25 protein-coding genes are annotated in these 24961 nt (G+C 70.6%); 12 read left to right on the top strand and 13 right to left on the bottom strand.

All coding sequences use genetic code 11. The features are described from left to right. Window positions 1–47 precede the first annotated feature (47 nt). From C3K08_RS07585 to pyrF, 3 genes are all read right to left on the bottom strand, one after another. Complete coding sequence (locus C3K08_RS07585; RefSeq protein ID WP_104990749.1) at window positions 48–1067, bottom strand: aldo/keto reductase; 1020 nt, start codon at window positions 1065–1067, stop codon at window positions 48–50. A gap of 80 nt (window positions 1068–1147) precedes the next feature. After that, entirely contained in the window at window positions 1148–2143 is a 996-nt protein-coding gene (locus tag C3K08_RS07590) for an SDR family oxidoreductase (protein WP_104990750.1), read from the bottom strand. 57 nt (window positions 2144–2200) lie between these two features. Continuing rightward, window positions 2201–3010: an orotidine-5'-phosphate decarboxylase gene (pyrF, locus tag C3K08_RS07595; protein ID WP_104990751.1), complete on the bottom strand. Its 810-nt coding sequence runs from the start codon at window positions 3008–3010 to the stop codon at window positions 2201–2203. Between the two features lie 72 nt (window positions 3011–3082). On the opposite strand from pyrF, the gene C3K08_RS07600 reads away from it, so the two are divergent. The 9 genes from C3K08_RS07600 to C3K08_RS07640 all read left to right on the top strand — a co-directional run bounded on the left by C3K08_RS07600 (window position 3083) and on the right by C3K08_RS07640 (window position 11417). Beyond that, on the top strand, window positions 3083–3991 hold the full coding sequence (locus tag C3K08_RS07600; RefSeq protein ID WP_104990752.1) for a DUF1028 domain-containing protein: 909 nt from the start codon (window positions 3083–3085) through the stop codon (window positions 3989–3991). A gap of 26 nt (window positions 3992–4017) precedes the next feature. Beyond that, window positions 4018–4485 (top strand): RrF2 family transcriptional regulator, encoded by a 468-nt coding sequence (locus tag C3K08_RS07605; protein WP_104990753.1) that lies wholly within the window; start codon window positions 4018–4020, stop codon window positions 4483–4485. Window positions 4486–4620: 135 nt separating this feature from the next. Next, complete coding sequence (locus C3K08_RS07610) at window positions 4621–6195, top strand: nitrite/sulfite reductase (RefSeq protein WP_104991981.1); 1575 nt, start codon at window positions 4621–4623, stop codon at window positions 6193–6195. Then, window positions 6192–6737 (top strand): adenylyl-sulfate kinase, encoded by a 546-nt coding sequence (cysC, locus tag C3K08_RS07615; RefSeq protein ID WP_104990754.1) that lies wholly within the window; start codon window positions 6192–6194, stop codon window positions 6735–6737. Before C3K08_RS07610 ends, cysC begins: the two co-directional genes overlap by 4 nt. Beyond that, window positions 6734–7501: a phosphoadenylyl-sulfate reductase gene (locus C3K08_RS07620; protein WP_104990755.1), complete on the top strand. Its 768-nt coding sequence runs from the start codon at window positions 6734–6736 to the stop codon at window positions 7499–7501. The genes cysC and C3K08_RS07620 overlap by 4 nt, the downstream gene beginning before the upstream one ends. Before the next feature lie 58 nt (window positions 7502–7559). Continuing rightward, window positions 7560–8732, top strand: a complete 1173-nt coding sequence (gene sat / locus C3K08_RS07625) for a sulfate adenylyltransferase (protein WP_104990756.1) — start codon at window positions 7560–7562, stop codon at window positions 8730–8732. A 128-nt stretch (window positions 8733–8860) separates the two neighbouring features. Further along, window positions 8861–9835, top strand: coding sequence for an aliphatic sulfonate ABC transporter substrate-binding protein (locus tag C3K08_RS07630; protein ID WP_104990757.1), 975 nt, complete (start codon window positions 8861–8863; stop codon window positions 9833–9835). After that, complete coding sequence (locus C3K08_RS07635; protein WP_104990758.1) at window positions 9832–10668, top strand: ABC transporter permease; 837 nt, start codon at window positions 9832–9834, stop codon at window positions 10666–10668. Before C3K08_RS07630 ends, C3K08_RS07635 begins: the two co-directional genes overlap by 4 nt. Next, window positions 10665–11417 (top strand): ABC transporter ATP-binding protein, encoded by a 753-nt coding sequence (locus C3K08_RS07640; protein ID WP_199776894.1) that lies wholly within the window; start codon window positions 10665–10667, stop codon window positions 11415–11417. The genes C3K08_RS07635 and C3K08_RS07640 overlap by 4 nt, the downstream gene beginning before the upstream one ends. A 57-nt stretch (window positions 11418–11474) precedes the next feature. Here the strand turns inward: C3K08_RS07640 and C3K08_RS07645 are convergent, their stop codons facing one another. After that, the gene (locus C3K08_RS07645) at window positions 11475–12719 is read right to left on the bottom strand and encodes an aspartate aminotransferase family protein (RefSeq protein WP_104990760.1); all 1245 of its coding nucleotides are present in this window, start codon (window positions 12717–12719) and stop codon (window positions 11475–11477) included. A gap of 149 nt (window positions 12720–12868) precedes the next feature. On the opposite strand from C3K08_RS07645, the gene C3K08_RS07650 reads away from it, so the two are divergent. Continuing rightward, entirely contained in the window at window positions 12869–13261 is a 393-nt protein-coding gene (locus C3K08_RS07650) for a hypothetical protein (protein ID WP_104990761.1), read from the top strand. Between the two features lie 104 nt (window positions 13262–13365). Beyond that, the gene (locus C3K08_RS07655; protein ID WP_104990762.1) at window positions 13366–14529 is read left to right on the top strand and encodes a glutathionylspermidine synthase family protein; all 1164 of its coding nucleotides are present in this window, start codon (window positions 13366–13368) and stop codon (window positions 14527–14529) included. A gap of 11 nt (window positions 14530–14540) precedes the next feature. Here the strand turns inward: C3K08_RS07655 and C3K08_RS07660 are convergent, their stop codons facing one another. From C3K08_RS07660 to C3K08_RS07685, 6 genes are all read right to left on the bottom strand, one after another. Beyond that, entirely contained in the window at window positions 14541–15077 is a 537-nt protein-coding gene (locus tag C3K08_RS07660) for a GrpB family protein (protein ID WP_104990763.1), read from the bottom strand. Between the two features lie 24 nt (window positions 15078–15101). Then, window positions 15102–15302, bottom strand: coding sequence for a hypothetical protein (locus tag C3K08_RS07665; protein ID WP_104990764.1), 201 nt, complete (start codon window positions 15300–15302; stop codon window positions 15102–15104). A gap of 11 nt (window positions 15303–15313) precedes the next feature. Further along, on the bottom strand, window positions 15314–17089 hold the full coding sequence (locus C3K08_RS07670; RefSeq protein WP_104990765.1) for an ATP-binding protein: 1776 nt from the start codon (window positions 17087–17089) through the stop codon (window positions 15314–15316). A 35-nt stretch (window positions 17090–17124) separates the two neighbouring features. Then, window positions 17125–18150: a DNA double-strand break repair nuclease NurA gene (locus C3K08_RS07675; protein WP_158679879.1), complete on the bottom strand. Its 1026-nt coding sequence runs from the start codon at window positions 18148–18150 to the stop codon at window positions 17125–17127. Between the two features lie 100 nt (window positions 18151–18250). Continuing rightward, window positions 18251–18889, bottom strand: coding sequence for a Crp/Fnr family transcriptional regulator (locus C3K08_RS07680; RefSeq protein WP_104990766.1), 639 nt, complete (start codon window positions 18887–18889; stop codon window positions 18251–18253). Between the two features lie 189 nt (window positions 18890–19078). Continuing rightward, complete coding sequence (locus C3K08_RS07685; RefSeq protein WP_104990767.1) at window positions 19079–19999, bottom strand: histone deacetylase; 921 nt, start codon at window positions 19997–19999, stop codon at window positions 19079–19081. Window positions 20000–20106: 107 nt separating this feature from the next. On the opposite strand from C3K08_RS07685, the gene C3K08_RS07690 reads away from it, so the two are divergent. Then, complete coding sequence (locus tag C3K08_RS07690; protein ID WP_104990768.1) at window positions 20107–21021, top strand: carbohydrate kinase; 915 nt, start codon at window positions 20107–20109, stop codon at window positions 21019–21021. Between the two features lie 10 nt (window positions 21022–21031). On the opposite strand, the gene C3K08_RS07695 is transcribed toward C3K08_RS07690, so the two are convergent. From C3K08_RS07695 to C3K08_RS07705, 3 genes are all read right to left on the bottom strand, one after another. Beyond that, window positions 21032–22306 (bottom strand): HD-GYP domain-containing protein, encoded by a 1275-nt coding sequence (locus C3K08_RS07695; protein ID WP_234009008.1) that lies wholly within the window; start codon window positions 22304–22306, stop codon window positions 21032–21034. 525 nt (window positions 22307–22831) lie between these two features. Beyond that, window positions 22832–23194 (bottom strand): aspartate 1-decarboxylase, encoded by a 363-nt coding sequence (panD, locus tag C3K08_RS07700; RefSeq protein WP_104990769.1) that lies wholly within the window; start codon window positions 23192–23194, stop codon window positions 22832–22834. A gap of 84 nt (window positions 23195–23278) precedes the next feature. Further along, window positions 23279–24826 (bottom strand): NFACT family protein, encoded by a 1548-nt coding sequence (locus tag C3K08_RS07705; protein ID WP_104990770.1) that lies wholly within the window; start codon window positions 24824–24826, stop codon window positions 23279–23281. Window positions 24827–24961: the final 135 nt, after the last annotated feature.

Below are 24961 nucleotides of genomic sequence, written 5' to 3' on the forward strand. Positions count from 1 at the left end.
AACTCCTCCCCCTTGAGGGGGGAGGCTGGGAGGGGGTGAAGGGTGAACTACCGCTCCAACTCCGTCCGCGCCCGTTCCCAGTCGCTTACGCGGCTAATCTCGGCAAGGTCGTCGGCGCTCAGGGTGAGGTCGAGCGTCCCCAGCAGCTCGGTCAGTTGCGCCACGCTGTTCGCCCCGATGATGGGGGCGGTCACGCCGGGCTGGGCCAGCAGCCACGCGAGGGCCACCTGCGCGGGCTTCGCGCCGTGACGACCCGCCACGGCCTCCAGCGTCTCCACAATGTCGAAGTTGCGGTCGCTGAAGCGGCTGCGGGCATTGCCCTCGGCCCGCACGCTGTCGGGGAGGGGGGCGCCGCGCCTGTACTTCCCGGTCAGCATCCCGCCGCCCAGCGGACTCCAGGGAATCACGCCCAGGCCGTATTCCACACACACCCGCCCCAGCTCGCGCTCGAAGTTGGCCCGCGTGGGCGAAAGCAGGCTGTACTCGGGTTGCAGGCTGACGAAGCTCTCCAGGCCCTTCTTGTCACTTGTCCACAGCGCCTGCATCAGCCGCCACGCCGAGTAGTTCGACGCGCCGAGGTAGCGCACGTACCCACGCCGCACGAGTTCGGTGAAGGCCTCCATCGTTTCCTCGATGGGCGTCTGGTTGTCCACCCAGTGGGCCTGATACAGGTCGATATGGTCCACCCCCAGGCGGCGCAGGCTGTCCTCGCAGGCCTTGAGAATCCAGCGGCGCGACAGGCCCTCGCGCTGGTAGATGCTGTCCCGCCCCTCGCGGCCCCCCTCGCCCATCGGCCCGCGCACCTTGGTGGCGATCACCATGTCGTCACGCCGCCCGCGCGACTTCAGCCAGCGCCCGATGATCTCCTCGGAGACGCCACCGGGATTGCCGGGGGTCCAGGTGGTGTAGATGTCGGCCGTGTCGATGAAATTGCCGCCCGCCGCGTGGTAGGCGTCCACCAGCTCAAAGGACGCGGCCTCGTCGGCGCTCCAGCCGAACTGCATGGAGCCGAGGCCCAGGGGAAAGAGGTGCAGGCCGCTGCGGCCGAGTTTGCGGTAGGTGGTCATGGAAAACCTCGTGGGGAAAGAGGGAGGGAAGGGAGACGCGGCCCCCCCGGACAGGAAGCCGCGCCTGGGACCGGCCCAGCCTACCGCCGCGCCCGCCCCAGGGCCACCGCCGCGAGCGCTGCACCCGCGAGTCCCAGGATCAGACCGCGGTTCCGCGCCGCCGCCGTGTACGCACTCGTCCCGCGCACGGTGCCGGGGTAGTCGCCGCGTTCCTCCAACTTGCCGGAAGGGTGGTAGAGGATGTGGGCGTCTTCGGGCAGCGGCGGGCGGTCACTCTGCATGCCGGGCAGGGCGACCTCGGCCATCAGCTTTTCGGTGGCGGCGGGCGCGAGCATTCCCGAAGTTGCCATGCCTTTGCCCCCGCCGCCCACGAACAGCTCGCGCGTGGGCTTGGCCGCCGCGTGCAGGATGGCTCGGGCGACGACCTCCGGGGCGTACACGGGCGGCACGTGCTTGGGTTCGGTGGGCAGGTACGAGCGGGCGTGCAGCGGAAAGGGCGTGTCGATGGGGCCGGGCTTGATCAGGGTGACGGTCACGGGCACGTCGTCGTGCTCCAGCTCCATTCGCAGCGTGTCGGTAAAGGCCTTGACCGCATGCTTGGAGGCCCCGTATGCGCCTTGAAGGGGAATCGCCTGCTCGGACACCACGCTTCCCACGTTGATCAGCGTGCCACCGCGCTCGCGTAGCTGCGAAACAGCCACCCGCGAGCCGTACACCACCCCCCAGAAGTTGATGTCGAAGAGGCGGCGCATGTCCTCCACGTCCGACTCCAGCAGCCGCCCATACATCCCCACGCCCGCGTTGTTCACCCAGGTGTCAAAGCCGCCGAAGCTGCTCTGGGCGACCTCCGCGATGCGGGCCACGTCCTCCTCCCGGCTCACGTCGGCCACGACGGGGACGGCCTGCCTGCCCGCCGCCGTGAGCTCGTCCGCGAGTTGCCGCAGGGCTTCCTCGCTGCGGGCGGCCAGGACCAGCCGCGCCCCCTCCTTCGCCGCCAACCGCGCCGTGCTCAGGCCGATGCCGCTCGACGCGCCCGTGATGACGATGACCTGTTCGTTCAGCGGTTTGGCTTTCATGGAGCCGAGTGTGCGCGGCACGGCGGCCAGGTTTGTCTCGGTTCGGGTGAAGGGAGGCTAGCTCAGCGCGGCGTTGAGGTCGTTGCGGAGCTGTTGTGCTGCCTCCCGGCTCGCCGTCACGCTCAGCCCATCCGCGTACTGCACGGCCCGGCTCGCGCTCGCCAGCGCCCCGGTCCCGCCGGGGTGAAAAGCCGGGGCGAGGTCGGCGGCGGCGGCTCCCTGCGCCCCCAGGCCGGGGAGCAGCAGCAGGGCGCGGGGCATGGCGGCCCGGAACGCGGCGAGGTCGCCGGGGTGGGTGGCGCCCACGACCGCACCGACACTCGCATACTCGCCGCCCGGCTCCTCCGCCCCCAGCCGCGCCACCTCCGCCGCCACCCGCTCGCTGAGGCCGCCGCCTTGGAGGTCGGCCTGATCGGAATTGCTCGTCTTGACCAACACGAAGACCGCGCCGCCGTTGGCCCGCGCCGTCTCCACGAAGGGGGTCAGCGTCCCGAAGCCCAGGAAGGGATTCACGGTCAGGGCGTCCCCCGCGTGCCCCCCCGCCAGCCAGCCCTGCGCGTAGGCTTCCGCCGTGGAGCCGATATCGCCGCGCTTGCCGTCCAGCAGGATGGGCAGCCCCAGGGTGCGGGCCGCCGCGCAGACCTCCTCCAGCAGCGCGAAGCCAGGCAACCCCAGCGCCTCGAAAAAGGCGAGCTGCGGCTTGACGCACGCCGCGTAGGGCGCGGTGGCCTCCAGCACGTCCAGCGTGTGCTCGCGCAGGTGCGCGGGGTCGCGGTAGAGCCTCAGGCGGGGGTCCAGCCCCACGCACAGCCGGGTCCCCAGGCGGCGGGTGCGGTCGGTGACGAGGGCGGCGAAGGTGGGAGGCATCGGGACCGAGGCTATCAGCCCCCTCGACCGGCCCGTCCGCTCCCCCCGGCCGGAGCGCCGCTATCCTGACCCATGACCTTTTCCATCGTGGGCCGCGACCGGGTGACGGGCGACCTCGGCGTCGCCGTGGCGAGCAAGTTTCTGGCGGTCGGCGCCCTGGTGCCCTTCGCGCGGGCGGGTGTGGGCGCCGTCGCCACCCAGAGCTACGTGAACCCCAACTACGGCCCCGACGGGCTGCGGCTGCTCTCGCAGGACCTCTCGCCGGAGGAGGTTGCCGCCGAGTTCCGGCGCACCGACCCCGACATCGCGCAGCGGCAGTTCGGCATCGTGGGGGCGGACGGGCGCAGCGTGACCTTCAGCGGCGAGGGCTGCCACGCCTGGGCGGGGGGCTTCACCGGGCCGGACGTGGCGATTCAGGGCAACATCCTGACCGGGCCGGAGGTCGTGGAGGCGATGCGCGTGGAGTGGGAAGCCGCCGAGGGCCAGCCCCTCCCCCGTCGCCTGCTCGCCGCGTTGCGGGCCGGGGACGCGGCGGGCGGGGACAAACGGGGGCGGCAGTCGGCGGCCCTGCTGTGCGTGGGGCCGGGGCGCGGCTACGGCGGCCTGACCGACGACTGGGTCAACCTCCGCGCCGACGACCACGCCGACCCGGGCGAGGAACTGGAGCGGCTGCTGGGCATCCACGACCTCCTCTTTGGGCCGCCCGAATCCACCCGCGAGCTGACCGGGGAGGAGCTGGAGTGGCTCCGCGCCCTCCTCATTGTGCAGGACCACGCGACCTCGCTTCCGGCTGGTCCCTGGGACCCCGAGACGGAGGCGGCGACGTGGGCGCTGTACGGCACCGAGAATCTGGAGGAACGCTGGGTGCCGGGCGGCCAGTTCGACCCGGTGGCGCTGGCATATCTGGCCGAACGCTACGGGGACGACGTGCAGCCCGCGCCCCTGAGTCCGCAGGAAAGGGAAGCCCCAGCCGGGGAATAACCCCCGGAAGCTGATACCCTCGCCCCATGCGCCTTTCTGCCACCGATGTCTACGCCTTTCAGGCGCTGGGGTATCTGGGCACCCAGGAGCTGGGGCGCTGGGTGTCCAGCGAGGAGATCAGCGACGCCACCGGGGTCCACCGTCCCTACCTCGTGCGGATTCTGGCGGCGCTGACCGCCAAGGGCGTCGTGAAGAGCAAGAAGGGGATCGGCGGCGGCTACGCGCTCTCGCGCAAGCCCCGGCTGATCTCGCTGTGCGAGGTGGTGCGGGCGGTGGACGGTCCGGTCGCGCCGCTGTCGTGCATCAGCCTGAACTGGCACGAACCCTGCGTGGAGGAAGACCGCTGCCACGCCCGCGCGAGCATCTACACCCGGATGCGCGACGCGATGCTGGCCGTTCTGCAGGAGTTCAGCGTGGAAGACCTCGTGATCGACGCCCGGCAGGGTGTGAGTTACGGGCACTGCCTGGGGCATTTGCTCAAGCCGAACGCCTAAACGCGGCGGTGTCTACCCGGTGGGAGGGCAGTCTTCCAGACAACCCACATTGTTGACCTGTTTTGTCATCTACTGTATCTCCCACCCTGGGCTGCCCTGGCAGTCCTCCCCACCCCCTACACGCCCGGAGTGACCATGAGCGATATCGAAGCCCTGAAAAAAGAACTGCCGCCCTTCCAGATTTTCGACCTGATTCCGCAGTACGCCGCGCAGGGGGCCATCGACCCCGAGAAGATCGATCTGCTGAAGTGGGCGGGCATCTACCCGCAGCGCCCGCAGGAAGACGGCTACCTGATGATGCGCGTCAAGGTGCCCACCGCCGAATTCTCCGCCGGTACCCTGCGCGTCGTGGCGGGCATCTCGGAGGACTTCGGACGCGGCTTTCTGGACGTGACCGACCGTCAGGCTTTCCAGTTCCACTGGCTGACCATCGACAAGGTTCCGGAGATTTTCGAGCGGCTGGAGGGCGTGGGCCTGCTGCACACCAAGGGGGCGTGCGGTGACACCGTCCGCGCCGTGATCGCCTCGCCGCTCGCGGGGCTGGATGCCCGCGAGGTGCTGGACGTGCGGCCCCTCGCGGCGGCGATGGAGGGAACGCTGAGCGGCAACCCCGACTTCGAGGACCTGCCGCGCAAGTTCAAGATGTCCATCACAGGGACCCCCGAACTGGAAGGCATCCACCTCGTCAACGACGTGGGCTTCCTGGCACACACGGTAGACGGCGAGATCGGCTTCGACGTGTGGGTGGGCGGCGGCCTGGGGGCGGTGGCGCACCTCGCCAAGCGGCTGGGCGTATTTATCCGGCCCGAGGAAGTGGTCGAGGTGGGCCGCGCCATCGCCGGGGCCTACCGGGACCACGGCTACCGGGTCAACCGCAAGAAGAGCCGGTTGAAGTTCCTGATCAAGGACATCGGCGTGGAGCGGTTCCGCGAGATCGTGGAAACCGAGTACCTGGGCCGCCCCCTGCGCGACGGCCCGCCCGCCCCGGTCGCCCGCTTCGGCGGCAACGACGTGCTGGGCGTGCAGCCCCAGAAGGACGGGCTGAATTACGTGGTCGTGGCGACCACCGTGGGCCGCATCGATCCCCGCAAGGCCCGTGGCCTGGCCGACCTCGCCGACCGCTACGGCCGGGGCGTGCTGCGGACCACTGCCTTCCAGAACATGATGATTCCCCATGTCCGCACAGAAGACGTGGCGGCGCTCACCGCTGAACTCGAAGCGCTGGACCTCGCGCCCAAGACCACCCTGCGTGGCACGACCATCGCCTGCACGGGCACCCAGTTCTGCCGCCTCGCCCTGACCGAGACGAAGGCCCGCACCGCGAATCTGGTGAACGAACTCGAACCCCGCTTCGCGGACCTCGACGTGCCCTTCACCATCAACCTGACGGGCTGCTCGAACGCCTGCACCCGCTACCAGGTGGCCGATCTAGGCTTCATGGGCGCCCTGCGCGGCGAGGAAGAGGTCTACAACGTGCACCTTGCCGGAAGCATCGGGCAGGCGCAGCGCACTGGGACCAAGCTCAAGGGCGTGGTGCCCGCCGTGCGGCTCAACGAGTACGCGGGCGCGGTGCTGGCCGACTTCCAGGCCAACAAGCTGCCCGGCGAGAGCTTCGTCGAGTACGCCGATCGGATGGGCGCGGACCGCTTCACGCCCGACGCGGTGCTGAACGCGGGCCGTGAGCCGACCCCGGAGGTCGTGCCCGCATGACGGCGACCCTGAACCGATCGGAGGTCGGCACCGGGCGCGTCGTGTGGTTCACTGGGCTGTCGGGGGCGGGCAAGAGCACGCTGGCCTCGGCCCTGCGCGAGGAACTCGCCGCGCGGGGGGTGGCGGTGGAACTCCTGGACGGCGACGCGGTGCGCGAGAACCTCTCCAAGGGGCTGGGCTTCACGAAGGCCGACCGCGACACCAACGTCCGGCGCATCGCGTTCGTCGCCGGGTTGCTGGCAAAGCATGGAGTCACGGTCCTCGTCAGCGCGATCAGCCCCTACGCCGACACTCGGCGGGAGGTCCTCGCCGCGCTGCCCTCCCCCACCGAGGTCTTCGTAGACGCGCCGCTCGCGGTCGTGACCGAGCGGGACGTGAAGGGGCTGTACCTCAAGGCCATCGCGGGCGAGATCCCCCACTTCACGGGCGTCTCCGACCCCTATGAGGCTCCCGAGACCCCCGACCTTCACCTGCGGACCGACCAGATCAGCGTGGAGGAGGGGGTGCGGCAGCTCCTCGCGCACCTGGGGTACCCGGCATGACGGCCGCCGACGTGCGGACACCGGCGGAAGGCGGCGTGCCGCTGACCACCGAGCCGCGTGCTCCCCGTGAGGCGGCCGGGCACGTCGACCCCACCGCGCCCGCCTTCGCGCCGGACACCGACCCGCTGGAGGTCATCGCCTGGGCGCTGGCCGCCCACCCCGACGTGCTGATGCCGAGTGCCTTCAACCTCAACGGGGTCGTGCTGCTGGACCTCGCGGCGCGGGCGGGCTACCGGGGCGAGGTGGTGCTCGTGGACACCGGCTACCACTTCCCGGAGACGCTGGCGACGCGGGACCGCCTCGCCGCGCGGTATCCGGGGATGACCTTCGTGACCCTGAACGCGGGCGCCCACCCGGAAGACGGCCAGACGCCGCCCGACCTCTACGCCGCCGACCCCGACGCCTGCTGCGCGGTGCGGAAGGTGGCGCCCCTCCAGGCCTACCTGCGGGAGAAGGCCCCCTCCGCCCTGCTCAATGCCCGCAGCCGTGACCAGGCGACGACCCGCGCGGACATTCCCTTCGTGGAGACGGGGGGCGCCCGCGTCAAGATCAATCCGCTGGCCCACTGGACCCGCGAGCGGCTGGAAGCCTACGCCCGCGAGCACGACTTGCCCGTCAATCCGCTGTACTTCGACGGCTTCCTCAGCATCGGCTGCTGGACCTGCACCCGCGCCGTCCGCCCCGGAGAGGACGCCCGCGCGGGCCGCTGGGCCGGGAAGGGCAAGACCGAGTGCGGCCTGTGGGCAGGCGAGAACCGCCTCTGACCTCTTTTTTTCGACCAATAGTTGACCCTTTTCATCCACTGATCCCGAAAGGCTGCCCATGACGACCCTGTCCGACCCTTCCCCCATCCTCCTGCCCACGCCGCTGGGGGGCACGCTGGTCAACCGCGTGCAGCGCCCCGGCCACGACTTCGACCCCGCCGAGCTGGCCGGACTGCCGCAACTTGAGCTGCCTGACCGCGCGTATGCCGACCTGGAGATGCTGGCGACGGGCGCGTATTCGCCGCTGACCGGCTTTCTGGGCGAGGCGGATTACCTCAGCGTGATCGAGCAGATGCGGCTCGCGGACGGCACCCCCTGGAGCCTCCCCATCACGCTGGCGGTGGGGCGGGAGGACGCCGGGCGGTACACGGGCCGGGTTGTGCTGACGCGCGGCGGCGAGGCGGTAGGCACGCTGGACGTGCAGGAACGCTACGAGGCCCGCAAGAGTCTGGAAGCCCGCGAGGTCTACCGCACTGAGGATCCCGCCCATCCCGGCGTGGCGGCGCTGTACGCGGGGGGGGACGTGTATCTGGCCGGACCCGTGACCCTGTTTGAAGTGCCGCGCGGGGCCTTTCCCCGCCACCACCGCACCCCCGCCGAGGTCCGCGAGGTAATCGAGGCGCGGGGCTGGCGCACCACGGTCGCCTTCCAGACGCGCAACCCGATCCACCGGGCGCACGAGTACCTGCATAAGGTCACGCTGGAACTGGTGGATGGGCTGCTGCTGCACCCCCTGGTGGGCACGACCAAGGGCGACGACGTGCCCGCCGAGACGCGGGTCAAGGCCTACGAGGTGCTGCTGGAGGGCTACTACCCGCAGGCCAGGACGCTGCTGAGCGTCTACCCCGCCGCCATGCGCTACGCCGGGCCGCGTGAGGCGATCCTCCACGCCCTGTCGCGCCGCAACTACGGGGCCACCCACTTCATCGTGGGGCGCGACCACGCGGGGGTGGGCAACTACTACGGCACCTACGACGCGCAGGAGATCTTCTCGGCCTACCGCCCGGAGGAACTGGGCCTCCAGATTCTGAAGTTCGAGCACACCTACTACTGCAAGAGCTGCGGCCAGCTCGTCAGCCCGCGCACCTGCCCGCACGGGGCCGACCATCACCTCGTTCTGAGCGGCACGAAGGTCCGCGAGCGCCTCCGCGCGGGCGAAGGCCTTCCGGCCGAGTTCACCCGTCCCGAGGTGGCCGAGGTGCTGCGGGCGGCGTACGCGGCGCAGGAGTAGGGCGGGCTCCCCAAGCAAGCTGTGCCCCCACGCCTGCGCCCGCCGCAGGCGTTCTCAGGGGGACCGTGCGCCGCATGACACTCTCTCTCACGCCTGCCCTGTTCACTGGGCCTACCCAGGAGGGACGAATGACCCGAACCCATATCCAAAGTCTTTCCGCGCTGGCCCTGGCCCTGCTGCTGGGGGTCGCTTCCGCTCAGGGCGCGACAACCGTGCGGCTGGGCTACTTTCCCAATCTCACCCACGCGCCCGCGCTGATCGGGCTGGAGCGCGGCACCTTCCAGAAGGCGCTGGGCAGCAAGGTCAAGCTCGACGCCCGGTCCTTCGTCTCGGGCACCACGCTGACCGAGGCGTTCGCGGCGGGGCAGATCGACATCGCCTATATCGGCCCCGGCCCGGCGATCAACGCGGCGACGCGCGGGATGCCCCTCCAGATCATCGCCGGGGCGAGCGAGGCGGGCGCGGTGCTGATCGCCCGCAAGGACAGCGCCATCCGCAGCTACGCCGACCTCGCCGGGAAGCGGGTGGCGGTGCCCAGCCTGGGGAACACCCAGGACATCAGCCTGCGCCACATTCTCAAGGAAGAGGGCCTGAAGCTCCAGACCGACGGCGGCAACGTGGTCGTGACGCCCGTGGCCCCCGCCGACATCGCCGCCGCCTTCGCGGGCAAGCGGGTGGACGCCACGCTGGTGCCCGAGCCGTGGGGAGCGCTGCTGCAAGCGCAGGGGCACCGGATGATCGGCAGTGAAAAGACCGTGTGGCGCGGCGGGCGCTATCCCACGACCCTGCTCATCGTGAACACCCGCTTCGCGCAGGCCAATCCCACGCTGGTGGCGAACTTCCTGAAGGCGCATGCGGACGCGGTGGCGTACCTGAACCGCAGCCCGGCGGCGGCCCGCACGCTGATCAACGCGCAACTGGACAAGCTGACCGGGCAGAAGGTGGACGTGCGGGCGCTGCAACGCGCGATGGCCCGCACCCGCTTCACGACCGCGCTGGACCTCGACGCGCTCACCGAGTACGCCGCCCTGAATGTGGAAGCCGGATACGCCCGCAGCGTGCCCGACCTGCGGACCTTCGTCAACCTCGGGTATAAGCGATGAGTGTTCCGGCGCCGAGAACCGACCCGGCCCCCGTCCGCACCCGGCTCTCGCGCTGGCGGGTGCTGTCGTGGCAACTGATCGGGCTGGCCCTGATTCTGGGCGTGTGGTGGCTGGTCACCGACGGGCTGAAGCTCTACCCGCCCTACGTCTTTCCCAGCCCGTCCCAGGTCTGGACCGAGATCAGCTACGGCCTGTGGGGCACCGGGCCGCAGGACGGCAAATTGCTCTCGGCCATCGCGGGAAGCCTGCGGCGGGTGCTGACCGGGTACGGGATCGCGGTGGCGCTGGGCGCCCTGGTCGGGCTGCTGATGGGCGCGTGGCTGCCGCTACGGGCGACGCTGGGCGCGTACCTGACGGGCATTCAGAGCGTGCCCTCCATCGCCTTCGTGCCCTTCGCCATCCTCTTTTTCGGCCTGAACGAGCGGGCGGTGCTGTTCGTGGTGGTGCTGGAGGGCTTTATCCCGGTGGCGCTGGCCGTGTCGGGAGCGCTGCTGAACGTCTCCCCCGCCTTGCGTATCGCCGGGCGGACGCTGGGAGCGCGGGGCCTCTCCATGACGACCGGGGTGCTGCTGCCCGCCGCGCTGCCCAACGTGCTGACCGGCTTGCGAACCGCCTGGAGTTTCGCGTGGCGGGCGCTGGTGGGCGGCGAGCTGCTCATCAGCGGGGTGGCTTCCATCGGGGAGCAGTTGGAGGTCGGGCGGGCCACCGCGAACGTCGCGCTGGTGCTGGCGACCATCATCATCATCGGGATCATCGGCGGCGTGTTCGACGCGCTGCTGCGGGCGTTGGAGGGCCGGGTGCGGCGTGACTACGGGCTGGAGGTGACACAATGACCGTCAGCATGAGTGCCCCGGTTGCTGCCCCCACCGCCCCCCAGGGCCTGCCCCTGTTGCTGGACGGGGTGACCTACCGCTACGGGCGCACCCGCGCGGCGACCGCCCCGGCGGGCCTGGGGCCGCTGAGCCTGGAGGTCCGGGCGGGCGAGTTCCTGTGCGTGGTGGGGCCGTCGGGCAGCGGCAAGAGCACGCTGCTGTCGCTGCTGGCGGGCTTCCTGCGCCCGCAGGCCGGAACGATCCTGCTGGGCGACCTGCCCGTTACCGGCCCCGACCCCCGCCTGACGCTGGTGCAGCAGGAGGCGGCCCTCTTTCCCTGGCGCACGGTCGCCGGAAACCTGTCCTTCGGGCTGGAGCAGCGCCGACTGCCCCGCGCCGAGCGCGACGCCCGCGTGGGGGACGCCCTGCGCCTCGTCGGGCTGGAGGGCTACGGCGGGCGGCGGGTCCACGAGCTGTCGGGGGGACAACGGCAGCGGGTCAGCCTCGCCCGCGCCCTCGCGCTGCAACCCCGGCTGCTGCTGCTGGACGAACCCTTCAGCGCCCTGGACGACCGCACCCGCACGGTGCTGGCCGACGAGTTGCTGGGCATCTGGTGGTCGCGCAAGATCACGGTGGTCTTCGTGACCCACAACCTCGACGAGGCCCTGGCCCTGGGGCAGCGCGTCGTCGCCCTGCGCGGCGGCGAGGTGGCGCTCGACGCCCCGGCACGGGAACTGAACGTGGCCCGGCTGCGGGAGACGCTGGAGTAAGGGGGCAGACGAAAAGAAGCCGGAGCCTTGCGCCCCGGCTTCTCTCTTTGGAAAACGTTATTCGGTCTGCTTGTCCTCGCGCACCATCGCCTCCGGCTCGCGGTCGGGGCCAGCGGCGAGGACACGCTCGAAGGCGGCGACCACCGCGTCGATCTGCTCGCGCGTGATCGTGACGGGCGGCAGGAAGCGCACGACCATCGGGGTGGCGGCCAGGGTCAGCACCCCTTCCTCGTGCTCCAGGGCGGTGATGTAGGGGGCGCTGGGTTCATGCAGCTCCACACCGATCATCAGCCCCAGCCCGCGCACCTCCTTGATGCGGGGCGAGCCTATGGCCCGCAGCCGCTCCATGAAGTAGGCGCCCTTCTCGCGGGCCTGCTCGGCCATGCCCTCGTTCCGCATCGCGCGGAGGGCGGCCACTCCGGCGGCCATGCTCAGCGGATTGCCGCCGAAGGTTGTGCCGTGCCCGCCCTTGGGCATCCGGTCGGCGACCTCGGCGGTCATGGCGAACGCGCCGATCGGCACCCCGCCCGCCATCGCCTTGGCGAGGGTCATGCCGTCGGGAGTCACGCCGTAGTGCTCGGAGGCGAACATCTTGCCCGTGCGGCAAAAGCCCGTCTGAATCTCGTCGAGGATGAGGAGCGCCCCTTTCTCGCGGGTGAGCTCGCGGGCGGCGCGGATGAACTCGGGGGTCGCGGGGTGGACGCCGCCCTCGCCCTGCACGGGTTCCAGGATGACGGCGGCGGTCTTGTCGGTGACGGCCGAGCGCAGTTCCTCCACATTCCCGTAGGTCACGAAGTCCACGTTCTTGTTGTCCACCGCGTCCCCGAAGGGCTCACGGTACTTCGGCTCCCAGGTCAGGGCGAGGGCGCCCAGCGAGCGGCCGGAAAAGCCCCGGCGCATGGACACGAAGCGCTGGCGCCCGGTCGCGGTGATGGCGAACTTCTTGGCCGCTTCCATCGCCTCGGTGCCCGAGTTGCACAGGAAGACGCGCTCCAGCCCCTGCGGCAGCACGCCCACGAGTTCTCCCAGGAACTCGGCCCGCTTGTCGTTGGGGAGCGTCTGGGGCATCACCATCAACTTGCCCGCCTGCTCCTGCACGGCCCGCACCACGTCGGGATGGCTGTGGCCGATGTTCGCCACGCCGTACCCGGCCACGCAGTCGATGTACGCCCGGCCCGCGTCGTCCCAGACGGTCGCCCCCTGGCCGCGCACCATCACGACCTGGTGCTTGTTGTAGACGCCCGAGTCGAGCCGCAGTTCGACGTCGAGCCACTTGCTCCTGTTTTGCGTGCTTGTGGTCATGAACCCTCCTTGTCTCGCTCCTCAGTGTAGAGGCTGCCCATGAGCAGCCCGGCAGGGGTGTCCAGCCGGGCAGGTCAGCCCCGCCCTCTCAATGGGCAAAGATGACCTCGGCCGCAACCCGCGCCCCAGTTCTCCCGTAGAAGGGGTATATGCGCAAAGCCTTCCACCTCCCCCTCCTCGCGGCGCTGCCCGCTGTCCTCGCGGCCTGCGGCGACGACGACCTCGACCTCGACCGCTACAAGCGGACCAAGTACACCTCCTACGAGCAGTGCCGCCTCGCCAACCGGGACGCGATTCAGCGCGGCCTGCAAAACCCCTGCCAGAAGACCAGCGGCGGCTTTTACGGCCCCTACATCTGGCTGGCCTCGGGCCTGACCCGCTACGTGGGCTACACCTCCTCGGGGCGCGTGGCCCCCACCGGTCTGACCTACGACACCCGCACGGGCAAGACGACCTCCTTCAAGGCGCCGGGTGTCAGCCGGGGCGGATTCACCAGCACGGGCCGCGCGAGCAGCTCCGGCAGCGCGAGCTACGGCGGCTGAAGGATGAGCCTCCGATTCCCGCCTGTCCGAAGCAAAGAGGGCCGCGCCTTCATCCCCAGTCTGTCTTCGGTCGGGGGCCGTCATCCGGCCCCGCAGGGGTCCTGATGCAGCGCCGCACCCTCCCGCCCCGCCCCAACTGGGAGGCCCGGCTGCAAGAGGTCGGCATGACCTGGTATGCCCCCACCCCCGAACACCCGGTCCCCTACTGGGGCGAGGAAGGCTACTACGCCTTCACGCCGGGCGAGATCGAAGGCCTGAAACGGGACGCGCAGGACCTCACCGCGATGGTGCTGGAGACGACGGGCGCCGCCATTGAGGGCGGGCGACTGGGCGAACTCGGCATTCCTGCCTTTCTGCACCCGGCGGTGCGTGAGTCATGGGACCGGGACGACCCGACGCTCTACATGCGGCTCGACCTCTCGTATGACGCGCGCGGGCGGGCGCGGCTGCTGGAGGTCAACGCGCAGACGCCGACCAGCCTGGTCGAGGCCGCCGTATGCCAGTGGCAGTGGCTGGAAGACCGGCTGGAGCGCGGCGAGCTGCCCGCCGGGACGGGCCAGTGGAACACGGTTCACGAGGGACTGGGCGAGCAGTGGGCCTACCTCGTGCGTGAGCGGGGCGTGACCCAGGCGCACTTCAGCTCGGCGCGGGAGGTCGAAGACATCGCCACCGTGACCTACCTGCGTGACCTCGCGGGGGCGGCGGGGGTCAGCGGTTCCTTCCTGGCGGCGGACGAGGTGGGCACCAGCCCGCAGGAGCCCTTCCTGCTGGACACCTGGACGCTGCCCATCCGCAATCTGATGTGGCTGTGGCCCTTCGAGTACGCCTGGGAGTCGCGCGACGGTTCCTTCCTGGCGACCACCCAGACCCGGTTTCTCGAACCGCTGTGGAAGGCGGTCACGTCCAGCAAGGGCCTGCTGGCGCTGCTGCACGAGCGGTATCCGGACTCCGGACTGGTCCTTCCGGCCTCGCTGACTCCAGGGCGACTGGGCCGGGATGTGGTTCGCAAGCCGCTGTACTCGCGCGAGGGGCAGAATGTGCAGCTTCCCGGCGAGGCGGCCACGGCGGGGGCCTACGGCGACCTGCCGCTGGTGGAGCAGGCTTACGTGGAACTGCCGACCTTCCTGGCGGGCGACGGCCCCCGCTACCCGGTCCTGGGCGTCTGGGTCGCCGGGGACGAGGTCTGCGGAATGGGCATCCGCGAGGGCCGGGGGCGGGTAACCGACAACCGGGCGACGTTTGCGCCGCATGTGGTGGTGCCGGGATAAGCGGTTGGGGGTCAGTCCTCCACATTTTCCGGACTGAACTCCGCGAGAATCCGCTCCACAAAGGCCCCTTTGCGGGAGGTGTACTCGGTGCGGGCGGCCCCATGCTCCCGCGCCAGCGCCGTCTTGAGGGCCTGGTACTCGTCGCGCAGGTCGGGGCGGGAGCGCAGCACGTCCCGGAACAGAAGGTAGTTCCGCCACCGACGCTCGCCTACTGGCATCAGGTGCAGGTAGTGTGTCCGCGCCTCGTCGGGTCCTCTGGCGAAGAAGTATTCGCCCCACCCTTCCCGGTCCCCGAACGATGCATAGCCGATCTCTTCCAGTGGACGGATGCAAACGTCCAGCCGCGCGGCACCCTCCACCCCCACGGCGAGGTCGAGGATGGGCTTGGCAGCGAGCCCCGGAATACTCGTGCTGCCCACATGCTCAATCGCCACAGCCAGCGGCCCCAGCGCCTGCGCCACCCGGACGCGCTCCTGCGCGAACAGCGCCGGGTACTGGGCCGATGAGAGGCGAAGCTCGACCGTTCCCCGGCGAAGTCCCAGTGTCATGGTGCCAGTGTAGGGGGAGGCTCTTTAGTGGTCCCCGCCCAACCGCTCCGGCGGCGGATTGAGATGGGTCTTGTCGGTGCCCTCGGTGGCGGCCTCGGTGTCGAAGGGATTCTCGTTCGCCAGCCGCTCGACCTCACGGGCCGCCGCCTCGGAGGTCTCGGGGGTCCACTCGCCGTGGCGGGTCATGGTCTTCTCGTCGCTGGACTTCTTCTTGTCGTCGCTCATCTGTCCTCTCCTTAGAGTCCCAGCCAGTCGTTGCCCGCGTCCTCCGTGCCCTGCCCGACCTCCTCGGCCACCTCGTCGCGGCGGGTGGCCCAGGCCGGGAAGGGGTAGTTCACGAGGACGGGGTTGGGCACGTCGGGTTGCGACACCAGCATGGTGCCGGGTTGCAGGATGCCCGCGCGGGCGCGGAAGCTCTGCGGCAGGAAGCGGTATTCGGGCCGCTCGGCTTCGGCCAGATCGAGGCGGCCCACCACCCGGATCGCCGCGTTGGACACGATGCGCCGCTCGACTTCCGAAGCGGTTTGCTGCGCCCCGATCAGGATGATGCCGAGGCTGCGGCCCCGCTCCGCGATGTCGAGCAGCACGTCCTTGATGGGGCTGTCGCCCTCGCGCGGGGCATACTTGTTCAGCTCGTCGAGCACGACGAAGACGGTGTCCTGCCGTCCGTACCGCTCCTTGTGCTCGAACAGCTCGCGCAGCAGCACCCCCACCACAAAGCTCTGCGCGTGGGCGCCCAGCTTGTGAATGTCCACCACGCTGGTCTGCACCCCGGCCTTGAGGAGGTCGGGCCGGTACTGCGCTGCCCGCGCCGGGGTGAGGTCGCCGCGCACCAGCGGCGCCAGATGCTTCTGCACCCCGCGCAGGCGCCGCACGAAGGCGCGGAGGGTCCCCTGGTTCTGCTTGAGGACCCACTTGGGATCGCCCTCGCCGTCATTCTGCTCCAGCAGCTTGTATTCGAGGTAAGAGATGAGCTGTGCGAAGGTCTGGATGCGCGTCTTGCCCATCTCGTCAAAACGCACGTCCTCGGCGAGCAGCGTTTCGGTGTCGGGCTGCCAGTCCTCCACGGTGAGGTACGGCGCGTCGTCCCCGGCGGCGAGGCGGGCCAGCTTCTCCTCAATGTTGCCGATCACGAAGCCGAGGTTAAGGCTGGCGTTGCCGTCGGGGAACACATAGGGCAGCATCCGCCGCTGACAGAACTCGCGCAGGCTGAACACAAAGGGAGTTACACCGCCGGACCGCTGCTCCACGTCGGGCACGATCACGTCGCCCGCCCCGGCTTTGGGGGGCGCGAGGAACTGCACGTCGCGGAAGGGACTAGCCGGGAGGCCCAGCAGGTCATAGCGCCCGGCCGGGAGGCCCTTGGCCGCCTGCACGCCCCGCTCCACCGGGTCCACCTCGCGGTTGGGCTGGTCGAGGAACAGCAAATCCTCGCCCTTCACGTTGAAGATCAGGGCGCGGGTGCGGTGACCCTCGCCGTGGGTGTCCAGCACACCGCTGCGGAAAATGGCGTGCAACAGGAAAAGGGCGTAACTCGTCTTCGTCGCCACGCCGGAAATCCCGCTGATGTTGATGTGGCCGCCCTGCTCGCCGTTGACGAACTGGTAGTTCAGGGGCAAGACCTGCCCGTCCGCGAGGAGACCGCCCGGAAAGGAACGTTTCATCTTGTCCGCGCTCAGCGCCAGCCGCAGGTCCTCGCCCCGCGCGTGCCGCACCTCGTCGCCGGGCTGGGGCGGGATGAAGTTCTCGGGGCTGACGCGGGTCACGAGCACGCGGGCCGCGTAGCTCACCGAGGCCGGGAGGAGGCCCGCGACCACGTCCTGCACGTCGCTGTCGAAGGTGACGCCCTCGTGCCGCGTCCGCACATGGTCCACGATTCCGTAAAAGTGGACCGGGGAGCCGTCGGGCTTCTGCGTCCGCACGGCCACGAGGTCGTCCATGCCCACGCTCGCGCCGGGCGTCACCGCGAACCAGAAACTGACGGGGGTGGCGTCCTCGGTGCCCAGCACCATGCCGATGCGCTCGCCCTGCTCCTGTCCTGAAAGGCTCACGAGGCGACCCCCAGCTCACGGGCGATGTGCGCCCGCAGGCGCCGCGTCACGAGGTCGGCGCTCCCCATCGCGCGGGTCATGGCGTGTTCCAGCGCAGCGGTCGGAATCAGGTTCTGCGGGGCGCGGGGGTCCTTGTGCGGCTGGCTGGCGAGGCGGCACAGCAGCGGGCCGCTCACGTTCGCCACTGTCCGCACGATGGGCGGCAGGAAGTCGGGTTCCTCTGGCGCGTACATCTCCAGCCGCATCACGCCGGACATGGGGTGCTGGTAGAAGGCGGCCTCGCACAGCCGCACGTACCAGATGAAGCGGGTGATGCGGTTGTTCTCGTAGCGCATGTGCAGGATCGGCGTGCGTTCGCCGGGCTTCAGGTCGGTCAGCAGCCCGGCCCGGTCGGGGGGCAGGTACTGGGTCTGCATCGTCTTGACGCAGCCCACCACCGCACCCCCCAGGTTCTGGCTGCGCAGGGTGCCGTCCTGAATGGTCAGCGCCGTCAGGGCCTCGCGGTCGTCTCCCTCATCGAAGGGGACCCGTGAGGCCAGCCCGTGCGACAGCTCCTGCTCGGCGGCCAGCATGACCTGTTGCAACTTGTGCAGCGGCGCGAGCGGCTCGGCGCTGTCGGCCACGACGGGCGCATACTGGAGGTGCCCGGTGTGCGGGTCACGCGGCGAGAGCAGGCAGGGGTCCACCCGCAACCCCGGCGCGTGGGCGAGGAGCCGCTGCGCCCGGACCTCCCGCAGGGTGGCCGGACGGGTGCCGTGGGGGCACAGCTCGACCGCGCCCACCACGTAGGCCCCGAAACCGCCCATCCCCGCCGCGCCGTCGCCATCCTCGATAAAGACGCGCGACTCCATGCGCCGCTTGCCATCCACGACGTACACAGTTCCCAGCCGCGCGGGGATGGCCTTGGGCGCGACGGCCGCCCAGCGCGGCGTCTCGATGTCGATGAGTTCTCCCTCGAACCGCTTCAGGCCGAGTTGCCCGCCTTCCATATCCACGGGCCAGGGGTCGAGGCGAATCCGCATGAGGGGATTCTAGGGGCGAAGGGGGACGGGCGGATAAGCCCAGCCCATAAGCCGAGAGCGGAAGCCGCCGCCTCCGCTCTGTTCCTGGCCCCCTGAGGGTTCAGTCGCCGTGGTAGCCGCTCAGCGCCCGCAGGCTGGCCTCGTCGGTCAGGGTCAGGCAGCGGTAGGCGGGGGTCAGCAGGCCATCGTCGCGCATCTCGCCGATCAGCTTGGAGACGCTCTCGCGGGTGGCGCCGGTGCCCTCGGCGATCAGCTCGTGGGTGGCCCGCACGAAGCGGGTGCCGTCGCCGTGCCGCCCACCGAGGCTGGATTCCGCGAGGTTCAGCAGGTAGCGGGCGATCCGCTCGCGCAGTTCGCCGTTCTGAATGTGAACACCGTCATTCATGACGCGCTGAAGCTGGGCGCTGAGGCTGCGGGTGACTTCCCAGAGCTCGGCGGCCCCGAGGTGCTGCGGGTGCAGGGGCACCACCACCGCGTCGGTGAGCGCCGTGACCTGATGGGCACGGGCGATCGCGTGCAGCGTTTCCTCGCCGAACACGTCGCCGGGCCAGATGTGGCGCACGGTCAGGGTGCGGCCCTGGGGCGTCAGGCGCACGGCCCGCAGCAGCCCGCTTTCCAGCCGGTAGAGGCTGGGAGCCGCGTCGCCGGCGTAGTACAGCGTCTCGCCCCGGCGCAGGGGGCGGCGGTGCAAGTCGGTGTGGTGCAGGGCGGTCGTGGTCGGGATACTGTTGAGGGTCATGCGGTGACTCCTAGGGGCCAGAGGGCGAGGACAGAACTGCGAACCTGACGAGACTGTACAAGGTCTGTTCAAGGTTGAATGCCGCCTGGCCTACCTTGTGAAGGCCCGCTCTGTGGGGAATGTCACACCGCCGGGAGGGTTTCAGCTTTCACCGCGCCGCAGCCCTAGCGAGTCTGGCATCTAGACAGCTTAGGAAGAAAATACGTCCAAGCCGTCCAGCACGACGCGGGCGTGCGCCTCGACCGTGAGGGCGTGGTCGCGGTTGTACCCCCCGGCCATCATCGTGACGACGGGCACCCCAGCGCCCCGCGCCCAGGTCAGCACCCTGCGGTTGCGTTCGCCCACGCCGTCCAGGGTCAGCGCAAAGCGGCCGAAGCGGTCCCCCGCGAGCACGTCCGCCCCCGCGAGGTACAGCAGGAGGTCGGGGCGGAAGGCCTCCAGCGCTGGAAGTACTTGCCCCCGCAGCACCTCCAGATACTCGCTGTCCGTCACCCCGTCGGGCAGCCCGAGGTCGAGGCTGCTGCGCTCCTTGCGAAAGGGGTAGTTGCGCTCGCCATGCACGCTGACGGTCAGCGCACGGGGTTCGGCGGCCAGCAGCGCGGCGGTCCCGTTCCCCTGATGCACGTCGAGGTCGAGGATCGCCACCCGCTGGGCCAGCTCCTCGTCGAGCGCGACGCGGGTCAGCAGGGCGGCGTCGTTGATCAGGCAGAAGCCCTCGGCGCGGTCGCGGAAGGCGTGGTGCGTCCCTCCCGCGAGGTTGGCGCCCCAGCCGTGCGCGAGCGCGTCGTGCAGCGCAGCCAGACTCCCCCCGGCGGCGCGTCGGGCACGCTCGACCACCCCTGGACTCCAGGGCAGCCCGAAGGCCCGTTCCTCGGCGGCCGTGACCTCGCCCCGGCGCCAGCGGCGCAGCCAGACTGGGTCGTGGATGCGGGCGGCGTCGGCCCAGCGCAGGGCGGGCGTGTCCAGCACGGGAAGCAGTCCCGTCAGGCGGTCCCGGACCCCCGCGTATTTGTAGGCCGGGAAGCGGTGGCCTTCCGGCAGGGGAAAGGTGTAGGCCGCCGGGGTGTACGCCCGGAAGGGGTGGGAGAAGTGGGAGGCGGGCGCGGTCACGCGGGCCAGTGTGCCGCCCGGCGACCCCCGCCTGCCGCAGCCGGACACACCTTCGACAGAGGGTGAACAGCCCAGTCATGCCCCGGCCTTCGCTTACCCTGTGGCCCATGACCGCACCTGTTCCCCTCCCCCTCATCGTGAGCGCCGGAGAAGCCCTGACCGACCTCGTGACCACCGGGGAAGGGCTGTGGCGGGCACATCCCGGCGGGGCAGGCTGGAATGTGGCCCGCGCGTGTGCTCGGCTGGGGGTGCCCTCGGCGTTCGCTGGAGCCGTGGGCGAGGATAACTTCGGGGACGACCTCGCGCGGGCGGGGGCGCAGGCGGGACTGGACGCCCGCTTCCTGCAACGCGCTCCACAGCCCACCCTGATGGCGGTGGTCTACCAGCTCGACCCGCCCGCCTACCGCTTTCTGGGCGAGAACAGCGCCGACCTGCACTTCGACCCCGGTCGGCTGCCGGAGGGCTGGCTGGGCGCGGCCCGCTGGCTGCATGTGGGCGGCATCAGCCTCGCGCGGCCTCCCCTCTCGCGGACCCTGCTGGACCTCGTCGCGGGGGCGAAGGCGGCGGGGGTGCGGGTCAGCTTCGACCCCAACGCCCGCACCGCGCACCGCCACCCCGACTATCCGGCGACCTTCGAGCGGGTGGTGCGGCAGTCGGACCTGCTGAAGTTCAGCGACGAGGACCTCACCTTCTTCTTTCCGGGGCAGAGCGAGGCCGACGCGCTGCGGCACCTGCGGGGCCTGAATCCCCGCGCCCCGCTGGTGGTCACGCGCGGCGGGGCCGGAGCCACCCTCTACCACGCCGCCGGACGGGTGGACCTGCCCGCCGTCCCCGTCACGGTCGCGGACACGGTGGGGGCGGGGGATGCCCTGTGCGCGGGCCTGCTCGTGAGCGCGACCGAGCGCCCGGAGGCCCTGTGGACCGAGCACCTGCGGCTGGGACTGCGGGCGGCGGCAGCGGCCTGTGCGCGGCCCGGCGCCTACGCGCCCACGCGGGAGGACCTCGCCGCGCTCCGGGATTGAGGGCCTGGAGTCAGGACACCAGCCGCACGTCGTCGTGGTGGTCAGCCTCGATCATGCCCACGAAGGCGGCCACGTACTGCGGATCGAGCTGCCGCCCGGCCTGGGCGCGGAGTTCCTGGAGGGCCTGGGCACGGGGCCACGCCGCCTTGTAGGGCCGCGCACTCGTCAGGGCGTCGTACACGTCCACCACGGCGAAGAGACGGGCCGCTTCCGAGATGTCGTGGCCGCGCAGCCGTGCCGGGTAGCCGCTGCCGTCCCAGCGCTCGTGGTGGTGCCGCACGAGGTCGAGGGTCTCGGCGGGCAGGAAGTGCAGGTCTTGCAGCAGGTTGTACCCGATCACGCTGTGCGACTCGATGATGCGCCGCTCGTCGGGGTCGAGGGGACCGCGCTTGTGCAGCACCCGGTCGGGAATCGCCAGCTTGCCCAGGTCGTGCAGGTACGCCCCGCGCCGCAGGGCCGCGACCCGGTCCTCGTCCCAGCCCAGCAAGCGGGCGAGGCGCACGCTGGCCCCCACCACGCGGGTGGTGTGGCCGCCCGTCTCGTCGTCGCGGCGCTCCAGGGCCGCGCCCAGCGAGCGCAGGGTGAGGTCGTTGGCGGCACGCAGTTCGCAGATCGCCTCCCACTGCCCGAGTTGCGCCCCGATCAGGCACGCGCAGGACTCCAGCATGCCCCGCTCGGCCGCCGTGAAGGGAGCGTCGGGGCGGCCCAGGATCAGCAACCCCAGATCGTGCCCTCCGCCCGTCACGGGCACCGCCAGATGCTCCCGCCGCGTCTCCCGGGGCACCAGGGCCAGCACTTCCTCCGCGAGGGCGTGGTCGGCCTGCACGCTGTGGCTGTCGCCCGACGGGTAGATCGGCCGGTGAAGCTGTTCCGTGAACACCCCACGTGCGCCCAGCACCTGCGGCGTGCCGCGCACATAGCCCACGTAAGCGAGATGGGGCGCGAGGCCCAGGTCGGCCACCATGGCGGCCCCCGCCCGGATGATGTCCTCGGCCCGGTCCGCTTCCACCAGCCGCCCGCTGCCCTCCTGAAAGGCCGCCGTGATCCGCCGCAGCCCCGCGACCTCAGCCCTCAGGCCGCCCTCACGCAGCCCCAGGGCGCCCAGCCCGGCCACCAGCAGCAGGGCACCCAGCAGTTCGGAGACGCCCACCCCACCCCGGGCCGCCGAGATCAGGAAGGCAACCACGTAGCCCACCACCGGCCCCCAGCGTCGTGCCCCACCTAGGGGCCACGCCAGCACCGCCAGCACGGCCGTCAGCCCGGCGAGCAGCCCGGTCTGCCCCACAGCTGCAGCCCAGACCAGCCCCCCGCTTCCCAGAGTCAACAGCCCTGTGGTTAGCCACTCCCGCCCCTTCACAGATGCAGTGTAAAGGTTGGCTAAAGATTTATTTGGACTCCGATTAGATTTGTTAGAGCACCGTCAGAGGATTCAAGGGTTCTCATCCGGCTCTCTTTTTCACGTCAGTTTGCCTGCAAGCCAGCAGGCTCCCCCTGTTCCGTTCAAGTGGCCTGGCAAGGCGAATGCTTCGGAGCAGAGTGGCCGGGAATGCTGAGGGGCATCGGCAGAGGGATGGAGGGCAACTCTCCCATACGGTTGCTGTCCATTCCCCATCTCTTACAGGAAGAGCGCCGAGGGCAGAACTCTTCTCCCGGCCACCGTCGTGTTCCTGCTCGCTTCGCTCGGGTTGAACAGTTGCCGTCCTGACTGGTCCAGACTCGGTACCAACCCGCTCCTGGGGGGAGGCTGGCCCGAGCTAGGAAGGGCCAGTCAGGGCCTTCTCGTCCGACTGGCCCTTCTGCCGACGCGCGGTCAGGCGGGTTGCAGCTCGACCGGGCGGTTGTGCGCGTCCACGATGACCACGCGGGGTTCGAGGGTGCGGGCTTCTTCCTCGGTGAAGTTGCCGTAGGCCGCGATAATCACGAGGTCGCCGGGCCGCATCAGGTGCGCGGCGGCCCCGTTGATGCCGATCACGCCGCTGCCGCGCGGGCCGCTCAGGGCGTAGGTGCTCAGGCGGTTGCCGTTGGTGACGTTGTAGATATCCACCCGCTCATGGACCAGGATGTCGGCCGCATCGAGCAGGTCCTGATCGATGGTCACGCTCCCGACATAGTCGAGGTCCGCCTGGGTGACGGTCGCGCGGTGAATCTTGGCCCTGAACATGATGCGTTCCACAGCCGGGCATTGTACGGGGTGGGAACGGCCGGAGGCGTGAGGGGGATCTTGATCTTCGGCCCGCCCCCCCTTCCCCGGCAACGCTTACTCCGGCAGCGTGCCGTCCACGAACACCGTCTTCTGGTCGGTGTAGTGGACCTGCCCGGCGGGAGCGCCCCTGGGCCGCCACACGTGCTTGATGCGGGTGTAGTCCACCGGCACATTGGAACTGCCCCGCGCCTTGGAGTGCGCCGCCGCTAGCCCCGCGGCGTACAGGATGTCGGGCAGGTCTAGGTCACGCCCCCCCGAGCGCACCAGGACGTGGCTGCCGGGATAGCCCTGCGCGTGAAACCAGTGGTCCAGGCTGCGGCCCAGCCGGTGGGTCAGGGTGGCGTTCTCCTTGTTGTTGCGCCCCACAAGCACCTCGAAGCCGCCCGGCGTGGTGAAGCGCATGCCATAGGGACTCTTCTCGGGACGCTCCTGCTGCAGGGTGGCTGAGAGGGCTTCGAGGTCCTCCAGGCTGGCCGTGTCGAGCTGCGCGAGGCGGGCGCGGGCTTCTTCCAGCTCGGTTCGCAGGGTCGGCTCGCGCTCGGCCAGCCGCTCGTAGACCTCCTCGCGGCGGCGGGCGCGGGCATACCGCTTCTCGGCGTTCTGCACGGCGCTCAGGCTGGGGTCGAGGGCCACCGGAACTTCCCCGCTGCCGTCGAAGGCGGGCAGCAGCGCGGAGGCAGCCCCCGACTCGACCGTGTGGGCGTAGGCCATCAGCAGGTCGGCCTCGGCGCGGTCCTGCGCGGCGGCGTCCAGCCCGGCCTCGGCGCGGGACACGTCCGCGAGCTGGTTGTCCAGCAGGGTCACCCGCTTGTCCAGCGGCTCGCGCAGGGCCTTGCGCAGGGCGGCGGCCTTCTCGGCGCGGGCGGCCTCGCGGGCGCCTTCCTGCATCACGCCCTCGGAAACGCTGGGGTCGGCGACGAGGGACCGCACCGCCGTCAACACCTGCGGCCAGCGGTCGCCGGGCGCCTCGCCGGGAGCCAGCCCCACGCGGCGCCCGAGTTCGGCCCCCAGCAGCGGCCCCAGCCCGTCGAGCCGCTCACGCCAGCGCCCGACGGGCAGATCGGCCAGCGAGCGGGCTTCCTCCGGGGTCAGGGTGCGGGGGTCGAGCTTGTCGTAGGGGGGCGGCGGCGTGTACTCGCCCCCCGAGCGCACCGTGCGGAAGCGGTTGCGGCTTCCGGTGATCTCGCGGGCGGCGATCAGGATGCGGCCGGAAAACCCCTCGCCCGGCTCCAGCACCAGCACGTTGGCGTTGCGCCCGGTCACCTCGAACAGCAGCCGGGTGGGGGGCTGGGGCACGAAGCCGTCCTCGCCAGAAAAGTGCAGCGTGAACACCCGGTCGAGCTTGAGCTGCTCGGCCCCCACGAGGTCACCGCGCACCCGCGCCGCGAGGTAACGCTGAAAGCCGTTGTGCGGTTCGCCGCGCAGCCGCTCGCGCGACAGGAACACCACCGGCTGCGGCGGGCGGTAGCTCAGGACCAGATTTCCCACCCCGTCGAGCAGGAGCGCGGCCGTCGTCTCGTCGGGAAAGACCCAGCCCAGCGTGCGGGCGGGCAGGTGCGGGGCGAGGTCCCCCAGCACCCGCGCGAGCATCAGCCCTTCCATGCGCGGGCCTCGGGGAGGGGATCAGGGAAGCGGGTCACCGCGGCATCGTAGCGGGTCGGGAGCGGTCAGGCCGCCGGGGAGGGTAACAGGGAGAAGGGGCAGGCCCTCCGAAGAAGACCTGCCCCCGCCCCGCTG

Source organism: Deinococcus sp. NW-56 (assembly GCF_002953415.1).
Lineage (GTDB): Bacteria > Deinococcota > Deinococci > Deinococcales > Deinococcaceae > Deinococcus.

Bases quoted from the DNA above. Each gene is read 5' to 3' on its own strand.
- C3K08_RS07585 (WP_104990749.1), bottom strand. From the start codon at position 1,067: ATGACCACCTACCGCAAACTCGGCCGCAGCGGCCTGCACCTCTTTCCC.
- C3K08_RS07590 (WP_104990750.1), bottom strand. From the start codon at position 2,143: ATGAAAGCCAAACCGCTGAACGAACAGGTCATCGTCATCACGGGCGCG.
- pyrF (WP_104990751.1), bottom strand. From the start codon at position 3,010: ATGCCTCCCACCTTCGCCGCCCTCGTCACCGACCGCACCCGCCGCCTG.
- C3K08_RS07600 (WP_104990752.1), top strand. From the start codon at position 3,083: ATGACCTTTTCCATCGTGGGCCGCGACCGGGTGACGGGCGACCTCGGC.
- C3K08_RS07605 (WP_104990753.1), top strand. From the start codon at position 4,018: ATGCGCCTTTCTGCCACCGATGTCTACGCCTTTCAGGCGCTGGGGTAT.
- C3K08_RS07610 (WP_104991981.1), top strand. From the start codon at position 4,621: ATGAGCGATATCGAAGCCCTGAAAAAAGAACTGCCGCCCTTCCAGATT.
- cysC (WP_104990754.1), top strand. From the start codon at position 6,192: ATGACGGCGACCCTGAACCGATCGGAGGTCGGCACCGGGCGCGTCGTG.
- C3K08_RS07620 (WP_104990755.1), top strand. From the start codon at position 6,734: ATGACGGCCGCCGACGTGCGGACACCGGCGGAAGGCGGCGTGCCGCTG.
- sat (WP_104990756.1), top strand. From the start codon at position 7,560: ATGACGACCCTGTCCGACCCTTCCCCCATCCTCCTGCCCACGCCGCTG.
- C3K08_RS07630 (WP_104990757.1), top strand. From the start codon at position 8,861: ATGACCCGAACCCATATCCAAAGTCTTTCCGCGCTGGCCCTGGCCCTG.
- C3K08_RS07635 (WP_104990758.1), top strand. From the start codon at position 9,832: ATGAGTGTTCCGGCGCCGAGAACCGACCCGGCCCCCGTCCGCACCCGG.
- C3K08_RS07640 (WP_199776894.1), top strand. From the start codon at position 10,665: ATGACCGTCAGCATGAGTGCCCCGGTTGCTGCCCCCACCGCCCCCCAG.
- C3K08_RS07645 (WP_104990760.1), bottom strand. From the start codon at position 12,719: ATGACCACAAGCACGCAAAACAGGAGCAAGTGGCTCGACGTCGAACTG.
- C3K08_RS07650 (WP_104990761.1), top strand. From the start codon at position 12,869: ATGCGCAAAGCCTTCCACCTCCCCCTCCTCGCGGCGCTGCCCGCTGTC.
- C3K08_RS07655 (WP_104990762.1), top strand. From the start codon at position 13,366: ATGCAGCGCCGCACCCTCCCGCCCCGCCCCAACTGGGAGGCCCGGCTG.
- C3K08_RS07660 (WP_104990763.1), bottom strand. From the start codon at position 15,077: ATGACACTGGGACTTCGCCGGGGAACGGTCGAGCTTCGCCTCTCATCG.
- C3K08_RS07665 (WP_104990764.1), bottom strand. From the start codon at position 15,302: ATGAGCGACGACAAGAAGAAGTCCAGCGACGAGAAGACCATGACCCGC.
- C3K08_RS07670 (WP_104990765.1), bottom strand. From the start codon at position 17,089: ATGGTGCTGGGCACCGAGGACGCCACCCCCGTCAGTTTCTGGTTCGCG.
- C3K08_RS07675 (WP_158679879.1), bottom strand. From the start codon at position 18,150: ATGCGGATTCGCCTCGACCCCTGGCCCGTGGATATGGAAGGCGGGCAA.
- C3K08_RS07680 (WP_104990766.1), bottom strand. From the start codon at position 18,889: ATGACCCTCAACAGTATCCCGACCACGACCGCCCTGCACCACACCGAC.
- C3K08_RS07690 (WP_104990768.1), top strand. From the start codon at position 20,107: ATGACCGCACCTGTTCCCCTCCCCCTCATCGTGAGCGCCGGAGAAGCC.
- C3K08_RS07705 (WP_104990770.1), bottom strand. From the start codon at position 24,826: ATGGAAGGGCTGATGCTCGCGCGGGTGCTGGGGGACCTCGCCCCGCAC.